2 protein-coding genes are annotated in these 21389 nt (G+C 74.2%); both read left to right on the top strand.

Annotated features, from left to right (window positions below):
• Positions 1-9: 9 nt before the first annotated feature.
• Positions 10-20148: a non-ribosomal peptide synthase/polyketide synthase gene (locus tag Aau02nite_RS04030; protein WP_212986930.1), complete on the top strand. Its 20139-nt coding sequence runs from the start codon at positions 10-12 to the stop codon at positions 20146-20148.
• A complete protein-coding gene (locus Aau02nite_RS04035; protein WP_212986931.1) occupies positions 20145-21365 on the top strand; it encodes an MFS transporter in 1221 nt (406 codons plus the stop codon). Before Aau02nite_RS04030 ends, Aau02nite_RS04035 begins: the two co-directional genes overlap by 4 nt.
• Positions 21366-21389 lie beyond the last annotated feature (24 nt).

Raw genomic sequence — 21389 nt, forward strand, 5'->3', positions numbered from 1 at the left:
GAGCACCTCTTGCCGTCCCCTCAGCAGAGCCGTACGGCCGCCCTGCCCGCGCACCTGCAGCAGCTCCTCCGCCAGCGGCTGGCCGGATCGGCGCCCGCCACCCCGGTCGCCGACCCCATCCCGCCCGCCCCGCGCGACGAACCCCTACCGCTCTCGTTCTCCCAGCAGCGGCTCTGGTTCCTGGACCGCTTCCAGCCCGGCGAGGCCGAATACAACAGCGCGTTCGCCATGCGGCTCAGCGGTCAGCTCGACCGGGCGGCGCTGACCACCGCGGTACGGGCGCTGGCCACCCGGCACGAGTCGCTGCGCACCACCTTCGACGACATCGACGGCGCGGCAGTGCAGATCGTGCACCCGGTACCGGACCTCTACGTCCCGCTGGTCGATCTGGCCGCCGGCGCCGAGCTGGAGCAGGCGCTGTACAAGGCGTACTCGGTGCCCTTCGACCTGCGAACGGGCCCGCTGTTCCGCGTCACGGTGTTCCGCCTGGCCGAGCAGGAGCACGTGCTGCTGCTGGCCGCTCACCACATCATCACCGACGGCTGGTCGATGGGCGTCCTGATCGAGGACCTCGCCGCTCTGTACGAGGCCGCCTACCACGGCACTCCCGGCGACCTGCCCGAGCCGGCCCTGCGGTACGCGGACTTCGCGGTCTGGCAGCGCACCCGGGCCACCGGCGAGGAAGCCCGCAAGCACGCCGACTACTGGGCCGGCCGGCTCGCCGGTCTGCAACCGCTGGAGCTGCCCACCGACCGGCCGCGCCCCGCGGTCCGCACCTCGCACGGCGCGGTGCACCGGTTCACCGTGCCCGCCGCTGTCGCGGACCGCCTGGGGGAGCTGGCCCGCGCCCACGACACGACCCTCTTCACCGCCCTGACCGCCGCCTGCACGCTGCTGTTCTCCCGCTACGCCGGGCAGGACGACGTCGCGCTCGGCACGGTGGTCTCCGGGCGCAACCGCCCGGAGCTGGAACGGCTGGTGGGCTTCTTCGTCAACACGGTGGTGCTGCGCTCGCGGGTGGACGAGCTGGGCACCTTCGCCGACCTGCTGGCCGAGGTCCGCGGCACCGCCCTGGACGCGTTCGCCCACGACGACGTGGCGTTCGAACGGCTGGTGGAGGCGGCCGGCGCGGCCCGTGATCCCAGCCGCAATCCGCTGTTCGACGTGATGGTGCTGCTGCACGACGAGCGCCGCGCCGCCCCGCGCCTGAGCGGTCTGCGCGTCGAGGAGATCGAGCTGTCGCGCCGGGCGGCCACTGTGGACCTGTCCGTGGAGTTCGAGCGGCGGTCCGCTGCCCTGTCGGGGTTCGTGGAGTACAACACCGACCTGTTCGACGCCGCGACCGTCGAGCGGATGACCGGGCACCTGCTCGGGCTGCTCGACGCGGTCACCACCGCCCCCGGCCGCCGGCTCGGCGAGCTGGACCTGCTCGGCGCCGCCGAACGCGACCAGGTACTGCGGCAGTGGAACGACACCGACGCCGACTTCCCTACCGGGACCTTCGGTGAACTGTTCGAGGCTCAGGTGAACCGCACCCCGGACGCCACCGCCCTGGTGTGCCGGGACACCACGCTGACGTACCGGGAGCTCGACGCGCGGGCGAACCGGCTCGCCCGGCTGCTCGTGCGGCGCGGCGCCGGGCCGGAACGGGTGGTGGCGCTGGCTCTGCCCCGGACGGCCGAGATGATCGTGGCGCTGCTGGCGGTGCTGAAAACGGGTGGCGTGTACCTGCCCGTCGACCCGGACCTGCCGCCCGACCGGATCGCGTTCGTGCTGGACGACGCGTCCCCGGTCCTGACCCTCACGACCGGAGGGGCCGCGCTGCCCGGTGGGGTCGTATTGCCGAGTGGAGGCGTCGCGTTGCCGGCCGGGGTTGCTCGGGTCGCGCTCGACGATCCCGCTGTCCTGCAGGAGCTGGACGGATACGGCGACGGTCGCCTCGCTGACGCCGAGCTGCCCGGCAGGCCGGGTCCGCGACACGCTGCCTACGTCATCTACACCTCCGGTTCGACCGGCCGGCCCAAGGGCGTCACGGTCGAGCACCGGCAGCTCGTCAACCTGTTCCACCACCACCGGCAGGGCCTGACGGCGGCCGCGGGCGGGCGACTGCGGGCCGCTCTGACCGCGGCGTTCTCCTTCGACACCTCATGGGAAGGTCCGCTGCTGATGGCGGACGGGCACGAGCTGCACGTCATCGACGAACAGACCCGGCTCGATCCCCGCGCCCTGGTGGACTACATCCGCGCGCACCGCATCGACTTCCTCGACCTGACACCCTCGTACCTGCAGCAGCTTCTGCCCGCCGGTCTGCTGAGCGGCGACGCGCACCGGCCGGCCGTGCTCATGCTCGGCGGCGAGGCGCTGAGCGAGTCGCTGTGGCGGGAGCTGGGCGCGGTGCCCGGCACGACGGCGTACAACTTCTACGGCCCGACCGAGTGCACGGTGGACGCGCTGTCCTGTGCGGTCGGGGCGGGAAACCGTCCGGTGGTCGGCCGCCCGCTGCGCAACGTCCGGGCGTACGTGCTGGACGCCTCCCTGCGCCCGGTGCCGATCGGGGTCGCGGGGGAGTTGTATCTCGCCGGAGCGCAGGTGGCTCGTGGTTACCTCAACCGCCCGGGGCTCACGGCCCAGCGTTTCGTGGCTGATCCGTTCGGCGCCGACGGCGGGCGGATGTACCGCACCGGCGACCGGGTCCGGTGGACCGCCGACGGGCAACTGGACTATCTCGGGCGCGCCGACGAGCAGGTGAAGGTGCGCGGGTACCGGATCGAGCCGGGCGAGATCGAGGCTGTCCTGCACGCCGCGCCGGAGGTCGCCGAGGCGGTCGTCGTGGCCCGGGACGACGACGCCGGGCACCGCAGGCTGGTGGCCTACGTGGTGCCCGCCGACCCGCGGAACGCCCCGGACAGCACCGCGCTGCGTACCGAACTGCGCCGTCACCTGCCCGACTACATGGTGCCCACGGCGTACGTCGTGCTGGACCGGCTGCCCACCACCCACACCGGCAAGCTGGACCGCCGGGCTCTGCCCGCGCCGAGCGCCCCGGCCACCGACCAGTCCGGCTACGTGGCTCCCCGCACCGCCACCGAGCGGCAGCTCGCCGAGATCTGGGCCGGTGTGCTGGGCGCCGAACGCGTCGGCGTGACGGACAACTTCTTCACCCTGGGCGGGGACTCGATCCTGAGCATCCAGGTGGTCTCCCGGGCCCGGCAGGCCGGCCTGCGGCTGACCTCCCGGGACATCTTCCTGCACCAGAGCATCGCCGAGCTGGCCCTCGTGACCGGCGCCGCCGCGGTGGGCGAGGCGGCACCGGTCATCGCCGGCCCGGCCCCGCTCACCCCGATCCAGCACTGGTTCTTCGACACGTACGGCCCGCTGCGGCACTTCACCATGTCGATGCTGCTGGAGCTGGCCGCGGACGTGGACGAGGCCGTCCTCGGGCGCGCGCTGGAGGCGGTGGTGCACCACCACGACGGGCTCAGGCTCACCTTCGCCTCCTCCGGCGAAGGCCGGGTTCAAGAATCGGCACCCGTGCCCGCGGCGCTGGCCGTGCGGGATCTGCCCGACGAGGCCGCCCTCGAGCAGGCCGCGGCTGAGCTGCGCACCGCGCTGGATCTGGAGACCGGCCGGATGCTCGGCGCGGTGCTGGCGCGCCCCGCCGCCGGCCGTCCGCCGCGGTTGCTCCTGGTCGCCCACCATCTGGTCATGGACGGGGTCTCCTGGCGGATCCTGCTGGAGGATCTGGAGACGGCGTACCGGCAACTGGCCGCGGCCCAGCCGGTGGCACTGCAACCGGTGACGACGCCCTTCACCCAGTGGGCGCACCGGCTGGCCGCTCATGTCCGCACCGGCGGTCTCGACGACGCGCGGGCCTACTGGGCGGGCACCGGCGAACCGGCCGCGCTGCCGGTGGACCGTGACGGCACTCCCACCGGCCACTCCACGCGAGCGGTGACCGTCCGGCTGGGCCGCGACGACACCGACGCGCTGCTGCACCGGGTGCCGCCGGTCCACCGCACCCAGGTCAACGACGTGCTGCTCAGCGCCCTGGGCCGGGTGCTGGCCGACTGGACCGGCCGGGACCGGGTCGCGGTCGCCTGCGAGGGTCACGGCCGCGAGGAACTGCTCGACGGCGTCGACCTGTCGCGCACCGTCGGCTGGTTCACCACCCAGTTCCCCGTCACGCTGGACCTGCCCGCGGTCCCGGACTGGGGCCGGACCCTGCTCGCTGTCAAGGAACAGCTGCGCGCGGTGCCGCACCGCGGGCTGAGCTATGAGGCCCTGCGCTACCTGTCGCCCACCGCGGAAGAGTTGCGGGGACGTGAGCTACCTCAGGTCTGCTTCAACTACCACGGCCGGTGGGACGCCGCCCAGGCCACCGGACTGGTCCGGGCCCGGCACGACGGCGTCGGCCCCGAGCTGGATCCGGATCGGGCGCCGGCGTACCTGCTGGACATCGCCGGGCTGGTCGAGGACGGCGAGCTGCGGCTGAGCTGGCTCTACAGCGCCGACGTGCACGACGAGACGACGGTACGGCGGCTCGCCGAGGCGATGCTGGACGCGTTGCGTACCATCGTCGCGCACTGCACAGACCCCCGGGCCGGCGGCCGTTCACCCGCCGACTTCCCGCTGGCCCGCCTGGACCAGGCCGGCGTGGACCGGATCGCCGGCGACGGCCGTAACGTCGAGGACATCTACCCGCTGACCCCGCTGCAGGCCGGCATGGTCTTCCACAGCCTGGTCGACGAGGACTCCGGCGTGTACGCCGACCGGACCCAGCTGCGGCTCGGCGGCGTCACCGACCCCGCCGCCCTGGCCACCGCCTGGCAGCGCGTCGTCGACCGGACCCCGGCCCTGCGGACCGCCGTGGTCTGGGAGGGTGTCGACCACCCCGTGCAGGTCGTGCACCGGGAGGTCACCCTGCCCGTGACGCACCACGACTGGCGGGCTCTGGACGACGCCGGCCGCGCGGAGGCTCTGCACAGCCTGCTGGCCGAGGACCGGGCCGCCGGGCTGGAGCTGACGGCCGCCCCGCTGATGCGGCTCGCCATTGCCCGTACCGCCGACGACGAAGTGCTCGTCGTGTGGACCTCGCACCACGTGCTGCTCGACGGCTGGAGTGTCGGGCAGGTCTTCACCGAGGTCGCCGAGCAGTACGCGGCCCTGATCCGTGACCGGGCACCCCGCCCGGTGCACCGCCGTCCGTTCCGCGACTACCTCGCCTGGCTCGCCGGGCAGGACACCGGTCAGGCCGAGCAGTACTGGCGCGGAGTCCTCAGTGGACTGAGTGCGTCGACCCCGTTGCCCTACGACCGCCAGCCGGTCGAGGCGCACCGTACGGAGTCCGCCGAGACCGTCCGGCTCCGGCTGCCCGAGCCGGAGTCGGCAGCCCTGCGCCGCGCCGCGCAGCAGTTCGGGTTGACCGTCAACACCGTCGTACAGGGTGCCTGGGCGCTACTGCTGTCGCGGTGCAGCGGCGAGAACGACGTCGTCTTCGGCACCACCGTCTCCGGGCGCCCGGCCGAACTGCCGGACGTCGAGTCGATGATCGGCATGTTCATCAACACCGTGCCGACCCGGGTCGCCGTGCCGGACGGCGAGGCGGTGGGGGACTGGCTGCGCGGCCTGCAACAGGCGCAGAGCGAGGCGCGCCGTTTCGACTGGGCCGCGCTGTCGCAGTTGCGCGCCTGGAGTGAACTGCCCGCGGGCACCAACCTGTTCGACAGCGTCGTGGTCTTCGAGAACTACCCGTACGACGAGGCCACGGTCGCCGCCGGGGAGTTGCGGCTGCGCGAGGTGCGGGCCAACGACACCACCAACTTTCCGCTCGCGTTGAGCGCGTATCTGGCCGACGGGCTGGGGCTGGAGCTGGCGTACGACCCGCGGCTGTTCGACGCCGCGACCGCGAGGGGTCTCGCCGAGCGGATGCGGCTGTTGCTGGGGGCGTTCGCCGCCGACCCACGGCAACCGGTGTCCGCGCTGGAGTGGGTCACCGCCGAGGAGCGGCGGCAGGTGCTGACCGAGTGGAACGCCACCGGTCTCGACGTACCCGACACGACGTTCCCGGCCGTCTTCGCCGAGCAGGCCCGCCGTACCCCGGATGCGACCGCCCTGGTCTTCCGCGGCACCGCCCTGACCTTCGCCGAGCTCGATGCCCGCGCCAACCGGCTCGCCCACCTGCTGATCCGGGCCGGAGTGGGCCCGGAGCGCGTCGTCGCCGTGGCACTGCCGCGCAGCGCCGACAGCGTCGTGGCGATTCTCGCCGTGCTCAAGGCCGGTGGCGTCTATCTGCCCGTCGATCCCGCCCTGCCGGCCGAGCGCGTGGACCTGCTGTGCCGCGACGCCCGCGCCGCCGTCGTGCTGTGTGCTGACGGTCAGCTCGCCGCCGACCTGCCCGTCCTGAGGCTCGACGCCCGGGCCACCGCCCGCAGACTCGCGCGCTGCCCCGAGACCTGCCCGAGCGACAGCGACCGGACGGCCCCGCTGCGTCAGGAGAACTCCGCCTACCTCATCTACACCTCAGGCTCGACAGGCCGACCCAAAGGTGTGCTGGTCGAGCACCGGCAGCTCACCACCCTGTACTTCGACCACCTCGCCGAGCTGATCGAGCCGGAGCACCAGGCCGCCGGCCGGCCGTTGACCGTGGCCCTGACCGCGGCGTTCTCCTTCGACACGTCCTGGGAGGGCCTGCTGTTCCTGGCCGCGGGACACCAACTGCACGTCATCGACGACGACACCCGCCTCGACCCGGAAGCCCTGGTCGGCTACATCGCCGAGCACCGGATCGATCTGCTCGACCTCACCCCGTCGTACGCCCGGCAGCTGATCCCGGCCGGACTGCTCGACGACGCCCGGCCCTTCCCGCGGGTGGTCATGCTCGGCGGCGAAGCGGCCGAGCCCGACCTCTGGCGCGCCCTCGCCGCGAGCCACGTCACCGGCTACAACTACTACGGGCCCACGGAATGCGCCGTCGACTCGGTGTCCTGCCGGGTCAGCGACGCCGACCGGCCCGTCATCGGCCGGCCCGGCCGCAACCAGCGCGCGTACGTCCTCGACCGCGGCCTGCGCCCGGTGCCGCCGGGCGTCACCGGCGAGCTGTACATCGCCGGTGACCAGGTGGCCCGCGGCTACCTGGACCGGCCGGGGCTCACCGCCGAGCGGTTCGTCGCCGACCCGTTCGGCGCGGGCGGCGCCCGGATGTACCGCACCGGCGACCTGGTCCGCTGGACCGCCGCCGGGCTGCTGGAGTATCTCGGCCGGGCCGACGAGCAGATCAAGATCCGCGGCTTCCGGATCGAACCGGGGGAGATCGAGGCGGCCCTGCTCGCCGATCCCGCGGTCGCGGCGGCGGCGGTCGTCGCCCACGAATCCGCGGCCGGCACCCGGCGCCTGGTCGCTTACCTGGTCGCCGCCCCCATCAGTCCGCAGCTGCCGTCGCAGTCGCAGCGGGACCAGAACCGGATGGCGCAGCTCCCGGCGGCCGACGAGCTGCGCTCGCGGCTCGGCCGCACCCTGCCCGACTACATGATCCCGGCGGCATTCATCGGCGTCCCCAAGCTGCCGATGACCACCAGCGGCAAGCTCGACCGCCGGTCGCTGCCCGAGCCCGACTTCGGCACCGGTACGCGCCAAGAGCACACCCCGCCCCGCACCCCGGCCGAGCGGCTGGTGGCGCGGATCTGGTCGGAGGTCCTCGGGGTCGCCCGGATCGGTGCCACGGACTCGTTCTTCGAGCTCGGCGGCGACTCGATCCTCAGCATGCGGGTCACCTCGCGGCTGCGGGAGTCGACCGGTGTCCGGGTGTCGCCACGGGCGGTGTTCGCGGCGCCGACGCTGGCCGGGCTCGCCGCGCTGCTCGACGCCGGCACCGGCTCCGGCACGGAGGAAACCGGGACCGTCCCCCGCGCGGACCGGCGTGGACCGCTGCCGTTGTCGTTCGCCCAGCAGCGGCTGTGGTTCCTGGACCAGTTCGCCCCGGGCGGCACGGAGTACGTGTCCCCGCTGACCCTGCGCCTGACCGGAACCCTCGACACCGCAGCCCTCAGCCAGGCCCTGACCGCCCTGGTGGCGCGGCACGAGTCCCTGCGCACCACCTTCGACACCGTCGACGGCCGCGGAGTGCAGGTGATCGGGCAGCCGTACGAGGTGACCCCCGAGCTACGCGACCTGAGCACACCGGCCGAGACCGGGCGAGCCGAGACCGAGCTGCACAACCTGCTGGCCACTGAGGCCAGCCGCCCGTTCGACCTCCGCACCGGCCCACTCCTGCGCGCCGTGCTGGTACGCACCGCCCCCGACGAGCACGTGCTCCTGCTGACCCTGCACCACATCATCACCGACGGCTGGTCCGGCGCCGTGCTCACCGACGAGCTGACCGGGCTCTACACCGCCGCCCTCCGCGGCGAGCCGGCCACTCTGCCCGCCCTCACCCTCCAGTACGCCGACTTCGCCGTCTGGCAACGCGCCCGCCTGGCCGGTCCCACCGCCGAAACCCAGCTCGGCTACTGGCGCGACCGCCTGACCGGCGTCGCCCCGCTGGAGCTGCCCACCGACCGCCCCCGCCCGGCGATCCGCACCTCGGCCGGCGCCATGCACACCTTCACCGTCCCGGCGGAGCTGGCCGACCGGCTGCACCGCGTCGGCCGGGCCCACGACTGCACGCTCTTCACCACCCTCGTGGCCGCCTGTCAGGTCCTGATGAGCCGCTGGTCCGGACAGGACGACATCGCCCTGGGCACCGTCACCTCCGGGCGCGACCATCCCGGCCTGGACCGCATCGTCGGCTTCTTCGTCAACACCGTCGTGCTGCGCTCGCGGCTCGACCTGCGGCAGCCGTTCACCGAGCTGCTGGCTCAGGCCCGGGAGACCGTGCGGGGGGCCTTCGCCCACCAGGACGTGCCGTTCGAACGGCTCGTCGACGAGTTGCGGCCGGTCCGTGACACCAGCCGCAATCCGCTGTTCGACGTGCTGGTCGTCCTGCAGAACCTGCCCGGCGACCCGCCCGCGCTGCCCGGGCTGTCCGTCGCCGAGCTGCCGCCGCCGGTGGTCACGGCGAGCCACGACCTCGCCATCGAGTTCGAGGAACGCGACGGCGTGCTGGCCGGCGCGTTCGAGTACAACACCGACCTGTTCGACGCCGCCACGATCGCCCGGCTGGCCGGGCATCTGGTCGTGCTGCTGACGGCGCTGGCCGAGGATCCGGCGCAGCCGGTCGGCGAGGTGGCTCTGCTGACCGGCCGGGAGCGGCAGGAGATCCAGGCGTACCAGCGCGGCCCGGTCCTGGAGGCTCCGGTCGCGACGTTCCCCGAGCTGGTCGGGGCCCAGGCCGCCCGGGTGCCGCAGGCGACCGCCCTGGTGTGCGGGTCCGTGTCGCTGACCTACGCCGAGCTCGACGCGCGGGCGAACCGGCTGGCCCACGCGCTGGTGAGCCGCGGCTGCGGCCCGGAGACGATCGTGGCGGTGGCCCTGCCGCGCGGCGCCGAGCTGGTGGTGGCCGTGCTCGCGGTGCTGCGGGCGGGCGCCGCGTATCTGCCGATCGACCCGGAGCAGCCGGCCGGGCGGACCGCGGCCGTGCTGAGCGACGCCGACCCGGTCCTGGTGCTCGCCGCGCCGGAGACCGCCGGGCTTCCGGCCGGGCTGGCCGTGCTACATCCATCCGAGATGGACAGTGCGGAGGCGGGTCCGGTGACGGCACCGGTGTCACCGCATCCGGGCACGACCGCGTACGTCATCTACACCTCCGGCTCCTCCGGCCGGCCCAAGGGTGTGGCGGTGGAGCACCGGCAGCTCACCAACCTGCTGGCCCACCACCGCGCCGGTTTCCTCGCCGACTTCGCTGAGCGGCACGGGGACCGGCCGCTGCGGGCGGCTCTGGCCGCGTCGTTCACCTTCGACGCCTCGCTGGAGGAACTGCTGCTGCTCGCCGGTGGCCACGAGGTGCACGTCATCGAGGACACCGTCCGGCTCGACGCGGACGCCTTCGCCGGTTACGTCGCCGAGCACCGGATCGACCTGGTCGACGTCACACCGTCGTACGCCCGGCATCTGCTCACCGCGGGCCTGCTGACCGACGACCGGCACCGGCCGGGCATCCTGCTGCTCGGCGGCGAGGCGCTGGGCGACGGGCTGTGGCAGGAGCTGAGCCGCACGCCCGAGGTGGCCACCTACAACATGTACGGCCCGACCGAGTGCACGGTGGATGCTGTCGCCACGCTGGTGACCGGTTCCACACGGCCGGTCCTGGGCCGCCCGCTGCCGAACCTGCGGGCGTACGTGCTCGATGAGCGGCTGTCCCCGGTCCCGGCCGGCGTGCCCGGCGAGCTGTACCTGGCCGGCGCCCAGGTGGCCCGCGGCTACCTGCACCGGCCGGGCCGGACCGCGGGACAGTTCCTCGCCGACCCGTACGGCCCGCCGGGGGAGCGGATGTACCGCACCGGCGACAAGGCCCGGTGGACGGACGCCGGGACGGTGGAGTTCCTCGGCCGGGCCGACGACCAGGTCAAGATCCGGGGCTTCCGGGTCGAGCCGGGCGAGGTCGAGGCGGCGCTGCTGGCCCGCCCCGGCGTCACCGAGGCGGTGGTGGTCGCGCACGCGGATCCGGCGGGCCACCAGCGGCTGGTGGCGTACCTGGTCACCGCCGACGGCCGGGACCCGGGCAGCGCCACGCTGCGGTCCTGGCTCAAGCAGTCGCTGCCCGACTACCTGGTGCCCTCGGTGTTCGTGCTGCTGGACCGGCTGCCGGTCACCGCGAGCGGCAAGGTCGACCGGCGGGCACTGCCGGCCCCGGCCCTGCCCGCCGGGGACGACCGCGAGTACGTCGCCCCCCGCACGGACACCGAGCGGCAGCTGGCCGAGATCTGGGCGGGCGTGCTGGGCGCGGACCGCGTCGGTGTCACGGACAACTTCTTCACCCTCGGCGGCGACTCGATCCTGAGCATCCAGGTGGTCTCCCGGGCCCGCCAGGCCGGCCTGCGGGTCAGTTCCAAGGACATCTTCCTGCACCAGAACATCGCCGAGCTGGCGCTGGTGGCCGGCACCGCGGTGGCCCCCGAGGCGGCACCCGTCGTCGCCGGGCCCGCCCCGCTGACCCCGATCCAGCACTGGTTCCTCGACCACGAGCCGGTCCATCGCGACCACTTCGCCATGTCGATGCTGATGGACCTGCCCGCCGACGTGGACCGGGCCGCCCTCGCGGTGGCGCTGCACGCGGTGGTCACCCACCACGAGGCGCTGCGGATGCGGGTGCACCACGGGCCCGACGGCTGGTCCCAGCAGCCGGCCGCGGACACCGTCGTACCCCTGGACGTCCACGACCTGTCCGCGCTCAGCGCCGGGGAGATCCCGGCGGCGGTGGACCGCCACGCGCTCGACGCCCAGCGGGGCCTCGGTATCGCCGGCGGCCCGATGCTGCGGGCCGTGGTGTTCACGCTCGGCCAGGGCCGGGCACCGCGGCTGCTGCTCGTCGTGCACCACCTCGTCGTCGACGGGGTGTCCTGGCGGATCCTGCTCGACGACCTGCAGACCGCGTACCGGCAGGCGGTCGCGGGCGCGCCCGTCGTGCCGGCCCCGGTCGGCACCGGCTACACCGGCTGGGCGCGGCGGCTCGCCGCGCACGTCGCCGCCGGCGGCCTCGACGACGCGCTGCCGTACTGGACCCGGGCGGTGCGCGAGGCCACGGCCGAGCTGCCGGTCGACCACCAGGGTGCCAACACGACGGCCACGGCCCGCACCGTGACCGTCCAGCTGTCCCCGGCGGACACCGACGCGCTGCTGCACCAGGTGCCCCCGGTCTATCGCACCCAGGCCAACGACGTGCTGCTCAGCGCGCTGGGCCGGGTGCTCGCCCAGTGGACCGGCCGGGAGCGCGTGCTGCTGGCCCTGGAAGGCCACGGCCGCGAGGAACTGTTCGACGACGTCGACACCTCGCGCACGGTCGGCTGGTTCACCGCCGAGTTCCCGGTCTCGCTCACCGTGCCGGCCGGCGACTGGGCCGGGGTGCTCACCGGCGTCAAGGAACAGCTGCGCGCGGTGCCGCACCGCGGTCTCAGCTTCGGCGCTCTGCGCTATCTGAGCCCGGCCGGCGGGCCCGGGGCCGCCCTGCGCGGGTTGCCGATGCCGCAGATCTGCTTCAACTACCACGGCCAGTGGGACGTCGACGCCGAGCCGGACGGGCTCTACCGGGCCTGGCACCCGGGCGCGGGGCAGGACGTCGCGCCGGAGAGCAACCGCGGCTACCTGATCGAGATCACCGGCGCGGTCACCGACGGGTGCCTGCACCTGGACTGGACCTACTCGCACGAGGTGCACGACGAGGCCACCGTGCGCCGGCTGGCCGAGGCCATGACGGCGGCGCTGCGCGAGATCGTGGCGCACTGTGCCTGGCCCGGCGCGGGTGGCCGCAGCCCCTCGGACTTCCCGCTCGCCGCCCTGGACCAGGCCGCGGTCGACCGGCTGGCCGGCGACGGCCGCGACGTCGAGGACATCTATCCGCTGACCCCGCTGCAGGCCGGCATGCTGTTCCACAGCCTGGTCGACGCCGGCTCCGGTGCCTACGTGGACCAGGTACGCGTCCGGCTGTCCGGGGTGAGCGACCCGGCCGCGCTGGCCGACGCCTGGCAGCGGGTCGCCGACCGGACGCCGGTGCTGCGCAGCGCCGTCGCCTGGGAGGGGCTGGCCCGGCCCGTGCAGGTGGTGCGGCGCCGGGTGGCCGTACCCGTCGTCCACCTCGACCTGCGCTCGCTGCCCCCGCACGAACGCGACGCCGAACTCGAGCGGCTGTCGGCCGGGGAACGCACGGCCGGGGTCGACCTCACCCGGGCACCGCTGCTGCGCCTGGCGATCGCCCGGCTCGGCCCGGACGAGGTGCTGCTCAGCTGGAGTTCGCACCACATCATGCTGGACGGCTGGAGCACCGCCGCGGTCTTCGCCGAGGTCTGCGAGCAGTACGCCGCCATCACCTCCGGCCGGGCACCGCAGCTGACCCCGCGGCGCCCGTTCCGCGACTATCTGGCCTGGCTCGCCGCGCAGGACGCCACCGAGTCGCAGCGGTACTGGCGTGGCGTGCTGGCCGGGGTGGAGGCACCCACGCCGTTGCCGTACGACCGGCCGCCGGTCGACACCCACCGCGCCGAGTCTTCACAGTCGGTGCGGCTGGACCTGAGCCCGCAGGAGTCGGCCCTGCTGCACGCCACCGCCCGCGCGAACGGCCTGACCGTGAACACCGTCGTGCAGGGCGCCTGGGCGCTGCTGCTGTCGCACTACAGCGGCGAACGTGACGTGCTCTTCGGCACCACGGTCTCCGGGCGGCCGGCCGAGCTCGCCGGGGTGGAGTCGATGATCGGCATGTTCATCAACACCCTGCCCACCCGCGCGCGGATCAGCGACGACACCGACGTCGCGGGCTGGCTGCGGACCCTGCAGATCGAGCAGAGCGAGGCCCGGCGCTACGACTTCGCCTCGCTGGCCGACCTGCGCGCGTGCAGCGACCTGCCGCCCGGCGGCACCGGCCTGTTCGACAGCATGGTCGCCTTCGAGAACTACCCGATCGACGCGGCGGGGGAGGGGCCGGGGCTGCGGGTCGGTGCGGTCGAGGGCATCGACACCACCACGTTCGCCCTCTGCCTGACCGCGTATCTCGACGACCGGTTGCGCTTCGAGCTCGCCTACGACCCCGCGCTGTTCGACGCGGGCACGGTGGCGACCTTCGCCGAGCGGTTGCGCACAGTCGTGACCGGGATCGCCGCCGATCCGGCCCGGCGGCCGGCCGACGTGCCGTGGCTGTCGGAGGCGGACCGGCGCCGGGTCGTCGAGGACTTCAACGGTACGGCCGTGAGCCCCGCGCGCCACACGCTCACCGAGCTGTTCGAGGCGCAGGTGGCCCGTACCCCGGACTCCGTCGCGGTCACGTGCGGCGAGACCCGCCTGACGTACGCCGGCCTCAACGCGGCCGCCAACCGGCTGGCTCACCGGCTGATCGCCGCCGGCGCCGCCCCGGAGCGCTTCGTGGCGCTGGCGCTGCCCCGCTCGGCCGACCTGATCGTCGCCGTGCTGGCGGTGGTGAAGTCCGGAGCGGCGTACCTGCCGCTGGACCCGGCCTATCCGGGCGAGCGGATCCAGCGGGTGCTCACCGACGCCGCGCCGGTGCTGCTGCTGACCACCGCCGACGTGGCCCCGGAGCTGGACACGGCCGTGCCCACGCTGGTGCTCGACGACCCCGCGGTGGCTGCCGAGCTGGCCGCCGGACCGGACACCGACCCGGTGGCCGGGCAGCTCCGGGGCCCGCTCACCCCGGCCAGCCCGGCGTACACGATCTACACCTCCGGCTCCACCGGCCGGCCCAAGGGCGTGGTCGTCGCCCACCACAACGTGGTCCGGCTCTTCTCGGCCACGAGCGAGCAGTTCGGCTTCGGCGCGCACGACGTGTGGACGCTGTTCCACTCCATCGCCTTCGACTTCTCGGTGTGGGAGGTCTGGGGCCCGCTGCTGCACGGCGGCCGCCTGGTCGTGGTCCCGTACGAGGTCTCCCGCTCGCCGCGGGACTTCCTGCGGCTGCTGGCCGACGAGCGCGTCACCGTGCTCAACCAGACGCCGTCGGCGTTCTACCCGCTGATCCAGGCCGACGAGGACCTGCCGGCGATCGGTGACCGGCTGAGCCTGCGCTACGTCATCTTCGGTGGCGAGGCGCTGGATCTGTGGCGGCTCGCCGGCTGGTACGCCCGGCACCGCGACGACGCGCCGGTGCTGGTCAACATGTACGGCATCACCGAGACCACGGTGCACGTCACCCACCTGCAGCTGACCTCGACCGGAGCTGCCGCGGCCACTGGCAGCACCATCGGCGCCGGCCTGAGCGACCTGCGGGTCTACGTCCTGGACCGGTACCTGCGCCCGGTCCCGCCCGGCGTGACCGGCGAGATGTACGTGGCCGGCGCCGGGCTGGCCCGCGGCTACCTGAACCGCCCCGGGCTGACCGCCGAGCGCTTCCCGGCCGACCCGTTCGGCCCGCCCGGCACCCGGATGTACCGCAGCGGCGACCTGGCCCGCTGGGACGCCCACGGCGGTCTGAGCTACCTCGGCCGGGCCGACCGCCAGGTCAAGATCAGGGGCCACCGGATCGAGCTGGGCGAGATCGACGCGGTGCTGGCGACCCATCCGGGCCTCGCCCAGATCGCCGTCGTGGACCGGGAGGACCAGCCGGGTGCCCGGCGGCTGGTCGGCTACTTCGTCAGCGCCGGTGAGCCGGTGCCCGGTACGGCGGACCTGCGGGCGTTCGCCGCGCGCAGCCTGCCCGACTACATGGTGCCGGCGGCGTTCGTGGCGCTGCCGGCGATCCCGCTCAACGCCAACGGCAAACTGGACCGCCGGGCCCTGCCCGCACCGGACCATGCCGCGCAACCCGGGTACGCGTACGTGGCCCCGCGCACGGACGCCGAACGGCTCGTGGCCGCGGCGTTCGCGGAACTGCTCGGGGTGCCCCGGGCCGGCGCCGAGGACGACTTCTTCGCCCTGGGCGGCGATTCCATCCTCAGCATCGGCCTCACCTCCCGGCTGCGCGAGGCCTTCGGCGTGCAGCTGTCACCGCGCGCGGTCTTCGACCATCCCACCGTGGCCCGGCTCGCCGCCGCGCTCACCGTGCCGGACGCCACGCCCGACACCGCCGGCATCACCCCGCTGCCCCGGGACCGGGCGCTGCCGCTGTCCTTCGCCCAGCAGCGGCTGTGGTTCCTGCACGAGTTCGATCCGGCCTCGACCGAGTTCGTGACGCCGACCGCGGTGCGCCTCACCGGCGCCCTGCGCGTGGACGCGCTTCAGGGCGCCCTGGACGCCCTGGTGGCCCGGCACGAGTCGGTGCGGACCACGTTCCGGGCCGGCGCTGACGGGGTGGCCGAGCAGGTGATCCAGCCGCCCGGCCCGGTGCCGCTGGAACGGATCGACGCCGAGGGACCGGAGGCGCTGCGCGAGGCGCTCGCCGCGTACACCTCGCGGCCGTTCGACCTGGCCCGCGGGCCGCTGCTGCGGGCCGTGCTGGTGCGCGCCGGCGCCGACGAGCACGTCCTGCTCCTGGTGCTGCACCACATCGTCACCGACGGCTGGTCGACCGGCGTGCTCATGGCCGACCTGGCCGAGCTGTACGCCGCGGCGGTCACCACCCGGCCCGCGGACCTGCCGCAGCTGCCGGTGCAGTACGCCGACTTCGCCGCGTGGCAACGCGACCGGCTCACCGGGCCGGTGCTGGACGAGCAGCTCGGCTACTGGCGGGAGACCCTCGCCGGGGTCCCCACCCTGGAGCTGCCGTACGACCGGCCCCGCCCGCCCGTGCACACCCAGCACGGCGCGGTCCACGAGTTCCGGGTGCCGGCCGGGCTGGCCGCCCGGCTGACCGAGCTCGGCCGCCGGCACGGTGGCACGCTGTTCACCACCCTGGTGGCCGCCTGCCAGCTGCTGCTCAGCCGCTGGTCGGGGCAGGACGACGTGGCCGTCGGCACGGTGACCTCCGGCCGGGACCGGGCCGAGCTGGAACGCCTGGTCGGGTTCTTCGTCAACACGGTGGTGCTGCGCACCCCGGTGGACGGCAACCGCTCGTTCGCCGATCTGCTCGGCCGCGTCCGGCAGACCGTGCTGGGCGCGCTGGCCCACCAGGACGTGCCGTTCGAGCGGCTCGTCGACGAGCTGCAGCCGGCCCGCGACACCAGCCGGACGCCGCTGTTCCAGGTCATGGTCGTGCTGCAGAACCTGCCGGGAGAGGCGCCGGCGCTGCCGGGGCTGCGCACCGAGCCGGTCGAGCTGCCGATGACCGCGGCCGGCTACGACCTGACGGTGGAGTTCGAGGAGTCGCCCGCCGGTCTCGATGTGGCGCTGACCTACAACACCGATCTGTTCGACGCCACGACGGTCGAGCGGATGGCGGGCCACCTGACGGCCCTGTTCGAGGCGATCGCCGCGGATTCGGACCGTCCGGTCTCCCGGCTGCCCATGCTGAGCGGGCCGGAGCGGCGTCACCTGCTGACCGGGCTCAACGACACCGCCCGGCCGGTGCCGCCGGCCACGCTCGACCAGCTGTTCGCCGCGCAGGTGGCGCGGACCCCGGACGCCCCGGCGGTGCTGCACGACGACGGGGAGATCAGCTACGCCGAGCTGGACGACCGGGTGAACCGGCTGGCGCGGCTGCTGATCGAGCGCGGCGCCGGACCGGAATCGATCGTCGCGCTGGTGCTGCCCCGCTCGGCCGACATCGTCGTGGCCCAGCTGGCGGCCGGCCGGGCCGGGGCCGCGTATCTGCCCGTGGACCCGGACTATCCGGGCGACCGGATCGCCTTCATGCTCGACGACGCCCGCCCGGTGCTCACGGTGACCCGTGCGGACCTGGCCGCGAGCGTGCCCGAGGGACCGGTCCTGATCGTCCTCGACGATCCGGCGGTCGGCGCCACCCTGGCCGGTCAGCCGGCGGCCCGGGTGAGTGCCGCGGACCGTCGCGGACGGCTGGACCCGGCCCATCCCGCGTACGTCATCTACACCTCCGGGTCCACCGGCCGCCCCAAGGGGGTCAGCGTCACCCACGCCGGGCTGGCGAGTTTCTCGGCCGCGGAGATCGAGCACTTCGCCGTCCGGCCGGGCGACCGGGTCCTGCAGTTCGCCTCGCCCAGCTTCGACGCCTCGGTGCTGGAACTGTGCATGGCGCTGCCCGCGGGTGCCGCCCTGGTGGTGCCGCCGCCGGGGCCGCTCGTCGGCGAGCAGCTGCAGGAGGTGCTGGCCGGGCGCCGGGTGACGCACGCGCTGATCCCGCCGGCCGCGCTGGCCACGGTCGGCGAGACCGAGCTGCCGGACCTGGCCACGCTGATCGTCGGCGGCGACGCCTGCGGACCCGAGCTGGTGGCCCGCTGGGCGCCGGGCCGGCGCATGATCAACGCGTACGGCCCGACCGAGTCCACGGTGGTCACCTCCTGGTCTCCTCCGCTGACGCCGGGCGGGGTGCCGCCGATCGGCCGGCCCATCCCCAACACCCGGGTGTACGTGCTGGACGCGGCGCTGCAGCCGGCCCCGGTCGGGGTGGCCGGTGAGCTGTACGTCGCCGGCGCCGGCCTGGCCCGGGGCTACCTGCACCGCCCCGGCCTGACCTCCGAGCGGTTCCTGGCCGACCCGTTCGGTGGCCCCGGCACCCGGATGTACCGGACGGGTGACCTGGCCCGCTGGACCGTCGCCGGGGAGCTGGAGTTCCTCGGCCGGGCCGACGACCAGGTCAAGATCCGCGGCTTCCGGATCGAGCCGGGGGAGGTGGAGGCCGCCCTGGCCGCCCACCCCGCGGTCGCCCAGGCGGTGGTGACCGCACGCGAGGACCGGCCGGGCAGCAAGCGACTGGTCGCGTACGTGGTGCCGCCGGCCGGGGAGTCCGCGCCGGGGACCGTGGAGCTGCGCGAGTTCCTCGGCCACAGCCTGCCCGACTACCTGGTGCCGAGCGCGTTCGTCGCGCTGGCGGCGCTGCCGGTGACCGCGAACGGCAAGCTCGACAAGCGCGCTCTGCCCGCACCGGACCCGTCGGCCCCGGAACCGGGGGCCGGCTATCTGGCCCCCCGCACCGACATCGAGCGGGCGCTGGCCGGGATCTGGGGTGACGTGCTGGGCCTGGACCGGGTCGGCGTGCACGACAACTTCTTCGACGTGGGCGGCGACTCCATCCTGAGCATCCAGGTGGTCTCCCGGGCCCGGCAGACCGGTCTGCACCTGACCACCAAGGACCTGTTCCTGTACCAGGACATCGCGGCGCTGGCCGAGGCGGTCACGGTGGTCGGGGACGGCGACGCCGGGCGGGCGCCGGTCGTCGGCGAAGTGCCGCTGACCCCGATCCAGCGCTGGTTCTTCGAGACCCACACCGTCAACCCGCACCACTTCAACCAGGCCGTGATGCTGGAACTGCCGGCCGACGTGGACGCGACGGCGCTCGGCACGGCCCTGACCGCCCTGGTCACCCAGCACGACGCCCTGCGGTCGGTGTTCACCCGGGACGCCGGCGGTTGGCGCCAGGAGATCGCACCGGCGGAGGACGCCGAGGTGCTGCGCCGGCACCGGCTGGCGGCGGCCGGCGACGACGAGCAGCAGGCGGCGCTGGAGAAGGTCGCCGAGGACGTGCACGCGTCGTTCGACCTGCACCGCGGCGGGCTGCTGCGGGCTGTGCTGTTCGATCGCGGGGACGGGCGGCGGCCGTATCTGTTGCTGGTCGTGCACCACCTGGTCGTCGACGGGGTGTCCTGGCGGATCCTGCTCGACGACCTGGAGACCGCGTACGGCCAGCTCACCCGGGGTGGCCCGGTGGACCTGGGCGCCCGCACCACGTCGGTGCGGGAGTGGGCGCAGCGCCTGACCGCTCACGTCGCCGCGGGTGCGTTCGACGGTGAGGTGGCCTACTGGGCGGCCGGCGCCGAGGACGAGGCGCCGCCGCCGGAGCAGGCCGAGGCGTCTGCCGAGCCGATGCGCACGGTGTCCGTGGCGCTGAGCGCGGACGACACCGACGCCCTGCTGCGCGTCGCGCCGGGCAGCTACCGGACGCGGATCAACGACGTGCTGCTGGCCGCGCTCGCCTGGGCGCTGTCCCGGTGGAGCGGTCAGGACCGGGTACGCGTCCAGCTGGAGGGCCACGGCCGGGAGGACATCCTGGACGGTGTCGACCTGTCCCGCACGGTCGGCTGGTTCACCACGATGTACCCGGTCGCGCTGGAGGTCGGCGCCGGCACCGAGCCGCAGTGGCGCACGCTGATCAAGTCGATCCGCAAGCAGCTACGGGAGGTGCCCGGCAACGGGCTGGGCTACGGCGCCCTGCGCTACCTCGGTGACGAGCGGTCCCGGCGGCTCCTCGAGGCGGCGCAGCAGGGTCCCGAGGTGGTCTTCAACTACCTCGGGCAGTGGGACGCCCGTTCCCAGGAGACCGGGACGACCCTCTACCAGGGCTCGCATCCGGCCCCCGGCCAGGACCACGACCCCCGTGACCGCCGGCCCGGCGCCCTGGAGGTGGTGGGTTCGGTGCACGGCGGCGAACTGGAGTTCTCCTGGTACTTCCCGCCCGGCCGGTACGAGCCGGCGGCGGTCTCCGCGGCGGCCGAGGCCTTCGCGGCGGCCCTGCGGGCCATCGCACACGACTGCCGGCGGGGGCGGGGATGACCGTCCCGCTGTCCCGCAACCGCGATTACCGGCTGTTGTGGCTGAGCCAGGCCTGCGCCGAGTTCGGCCACAACGCCACCACCATCGCGTTCCCGCTGCTGGTGCTCGCAGTGACCGGATCCACCGCCGCGTCCGGGCTGGTGCTGGGCACCGTCGCCACCGCCCAGCTCGTCGCCGGGCTGCCCGCCGGGGCCCTGGCGGACCGGTGGAACCGCAAGCGGGTGCTGCTGGCGTGTGAGGCGGCGCAGGTGGTGGCTGTCGGCAGCCTGGTGGCCGTCCTGCTGCTGGACAAGGCGACGGTGGCCCACATGGTCGTCGTCGCGGCGGTGCTGGGCGGCTGCACCGCGCTGTTCGAACCGGCCGAGGACGCCACCCTGGCCGCCCTGGTGCCGGAGGACCAGCTGTCCGCGGCCGTCGCGTCGAACGGGGCCCGTACCTCGCTGGGACAGCTCGCCGGCACCGCCGCCGGGGGCTTCCTGTTCGCCGCGGGCCGGGTCCTGCCCTTCGTCGTGGACGCCGTGACCCACCTGCTGTCGTTCGTGGCCCTGGCCTTCGTGCGGGTGCCGCCCCGGGACAAGCCGCCGGCCCCGGTGCGCCACCTGGGCCCGGAGATCCTGGCCGGCCTGCGCTGGGCGTGGCAGCACCGGACCATCCGCATCACCACGCTGTACGCGGCGCTGCTGAACCTGTTCTTCAGCGCCTTCTACCTGGTGGTGATCGTGCTGGCCCAGCGCCGCGGCACCCCGGCCGGCGAGATCGGTGTCATGGCCGCGATGCTCGGTGCGGGCGGGGTGGTGGGCGCCCTCGCCGCCCCGTTCCTGCAACGGGTGCTCAGCCCGTACGTGTCGATCGCCTCGGTCTTCTGGGTCCTTGCCGTGCTGACCCCGGTGACCGCGCTGGTGCACAGCGGCTACCTGGTCGGGGCGATCTTCGCGGGCATGGCCCTGCTGGTGCCGACGGCGAACACCACCATCGTGACGCAGCAGCTGATCAGCACCCCGGACGAGCTGCGGGGCCGGCTCAGCGGCGTGCTGGCCCTGCTGACCGGGGTGGCCGGCGCGGTCGGCCCGGTGCTGGGCGGGCTGCTGACGGCGGTGGTGCCCGGCACCACGGCGGTGCTCGTCTGCGCGGCGGGCATCGCGGCGGTGACCGTGTCGGTCACCGCCAGCAAGGTACTGCGCGAGTTTCCCCGGCCCCGGGTCCCGGTGGCCGGGTAGATCGATCCGAGCGACGAGAGAGGA

It is taken from the genome of Actinoplanes auranticolor, assembly GCF_018332655.1.
Lineage (GTDB): Bacteria > Actinomycetota > Actinomycetes > Mycobacteriales > Micromonosporaceae > Actinoplanes > Actinoplanes auranticolor.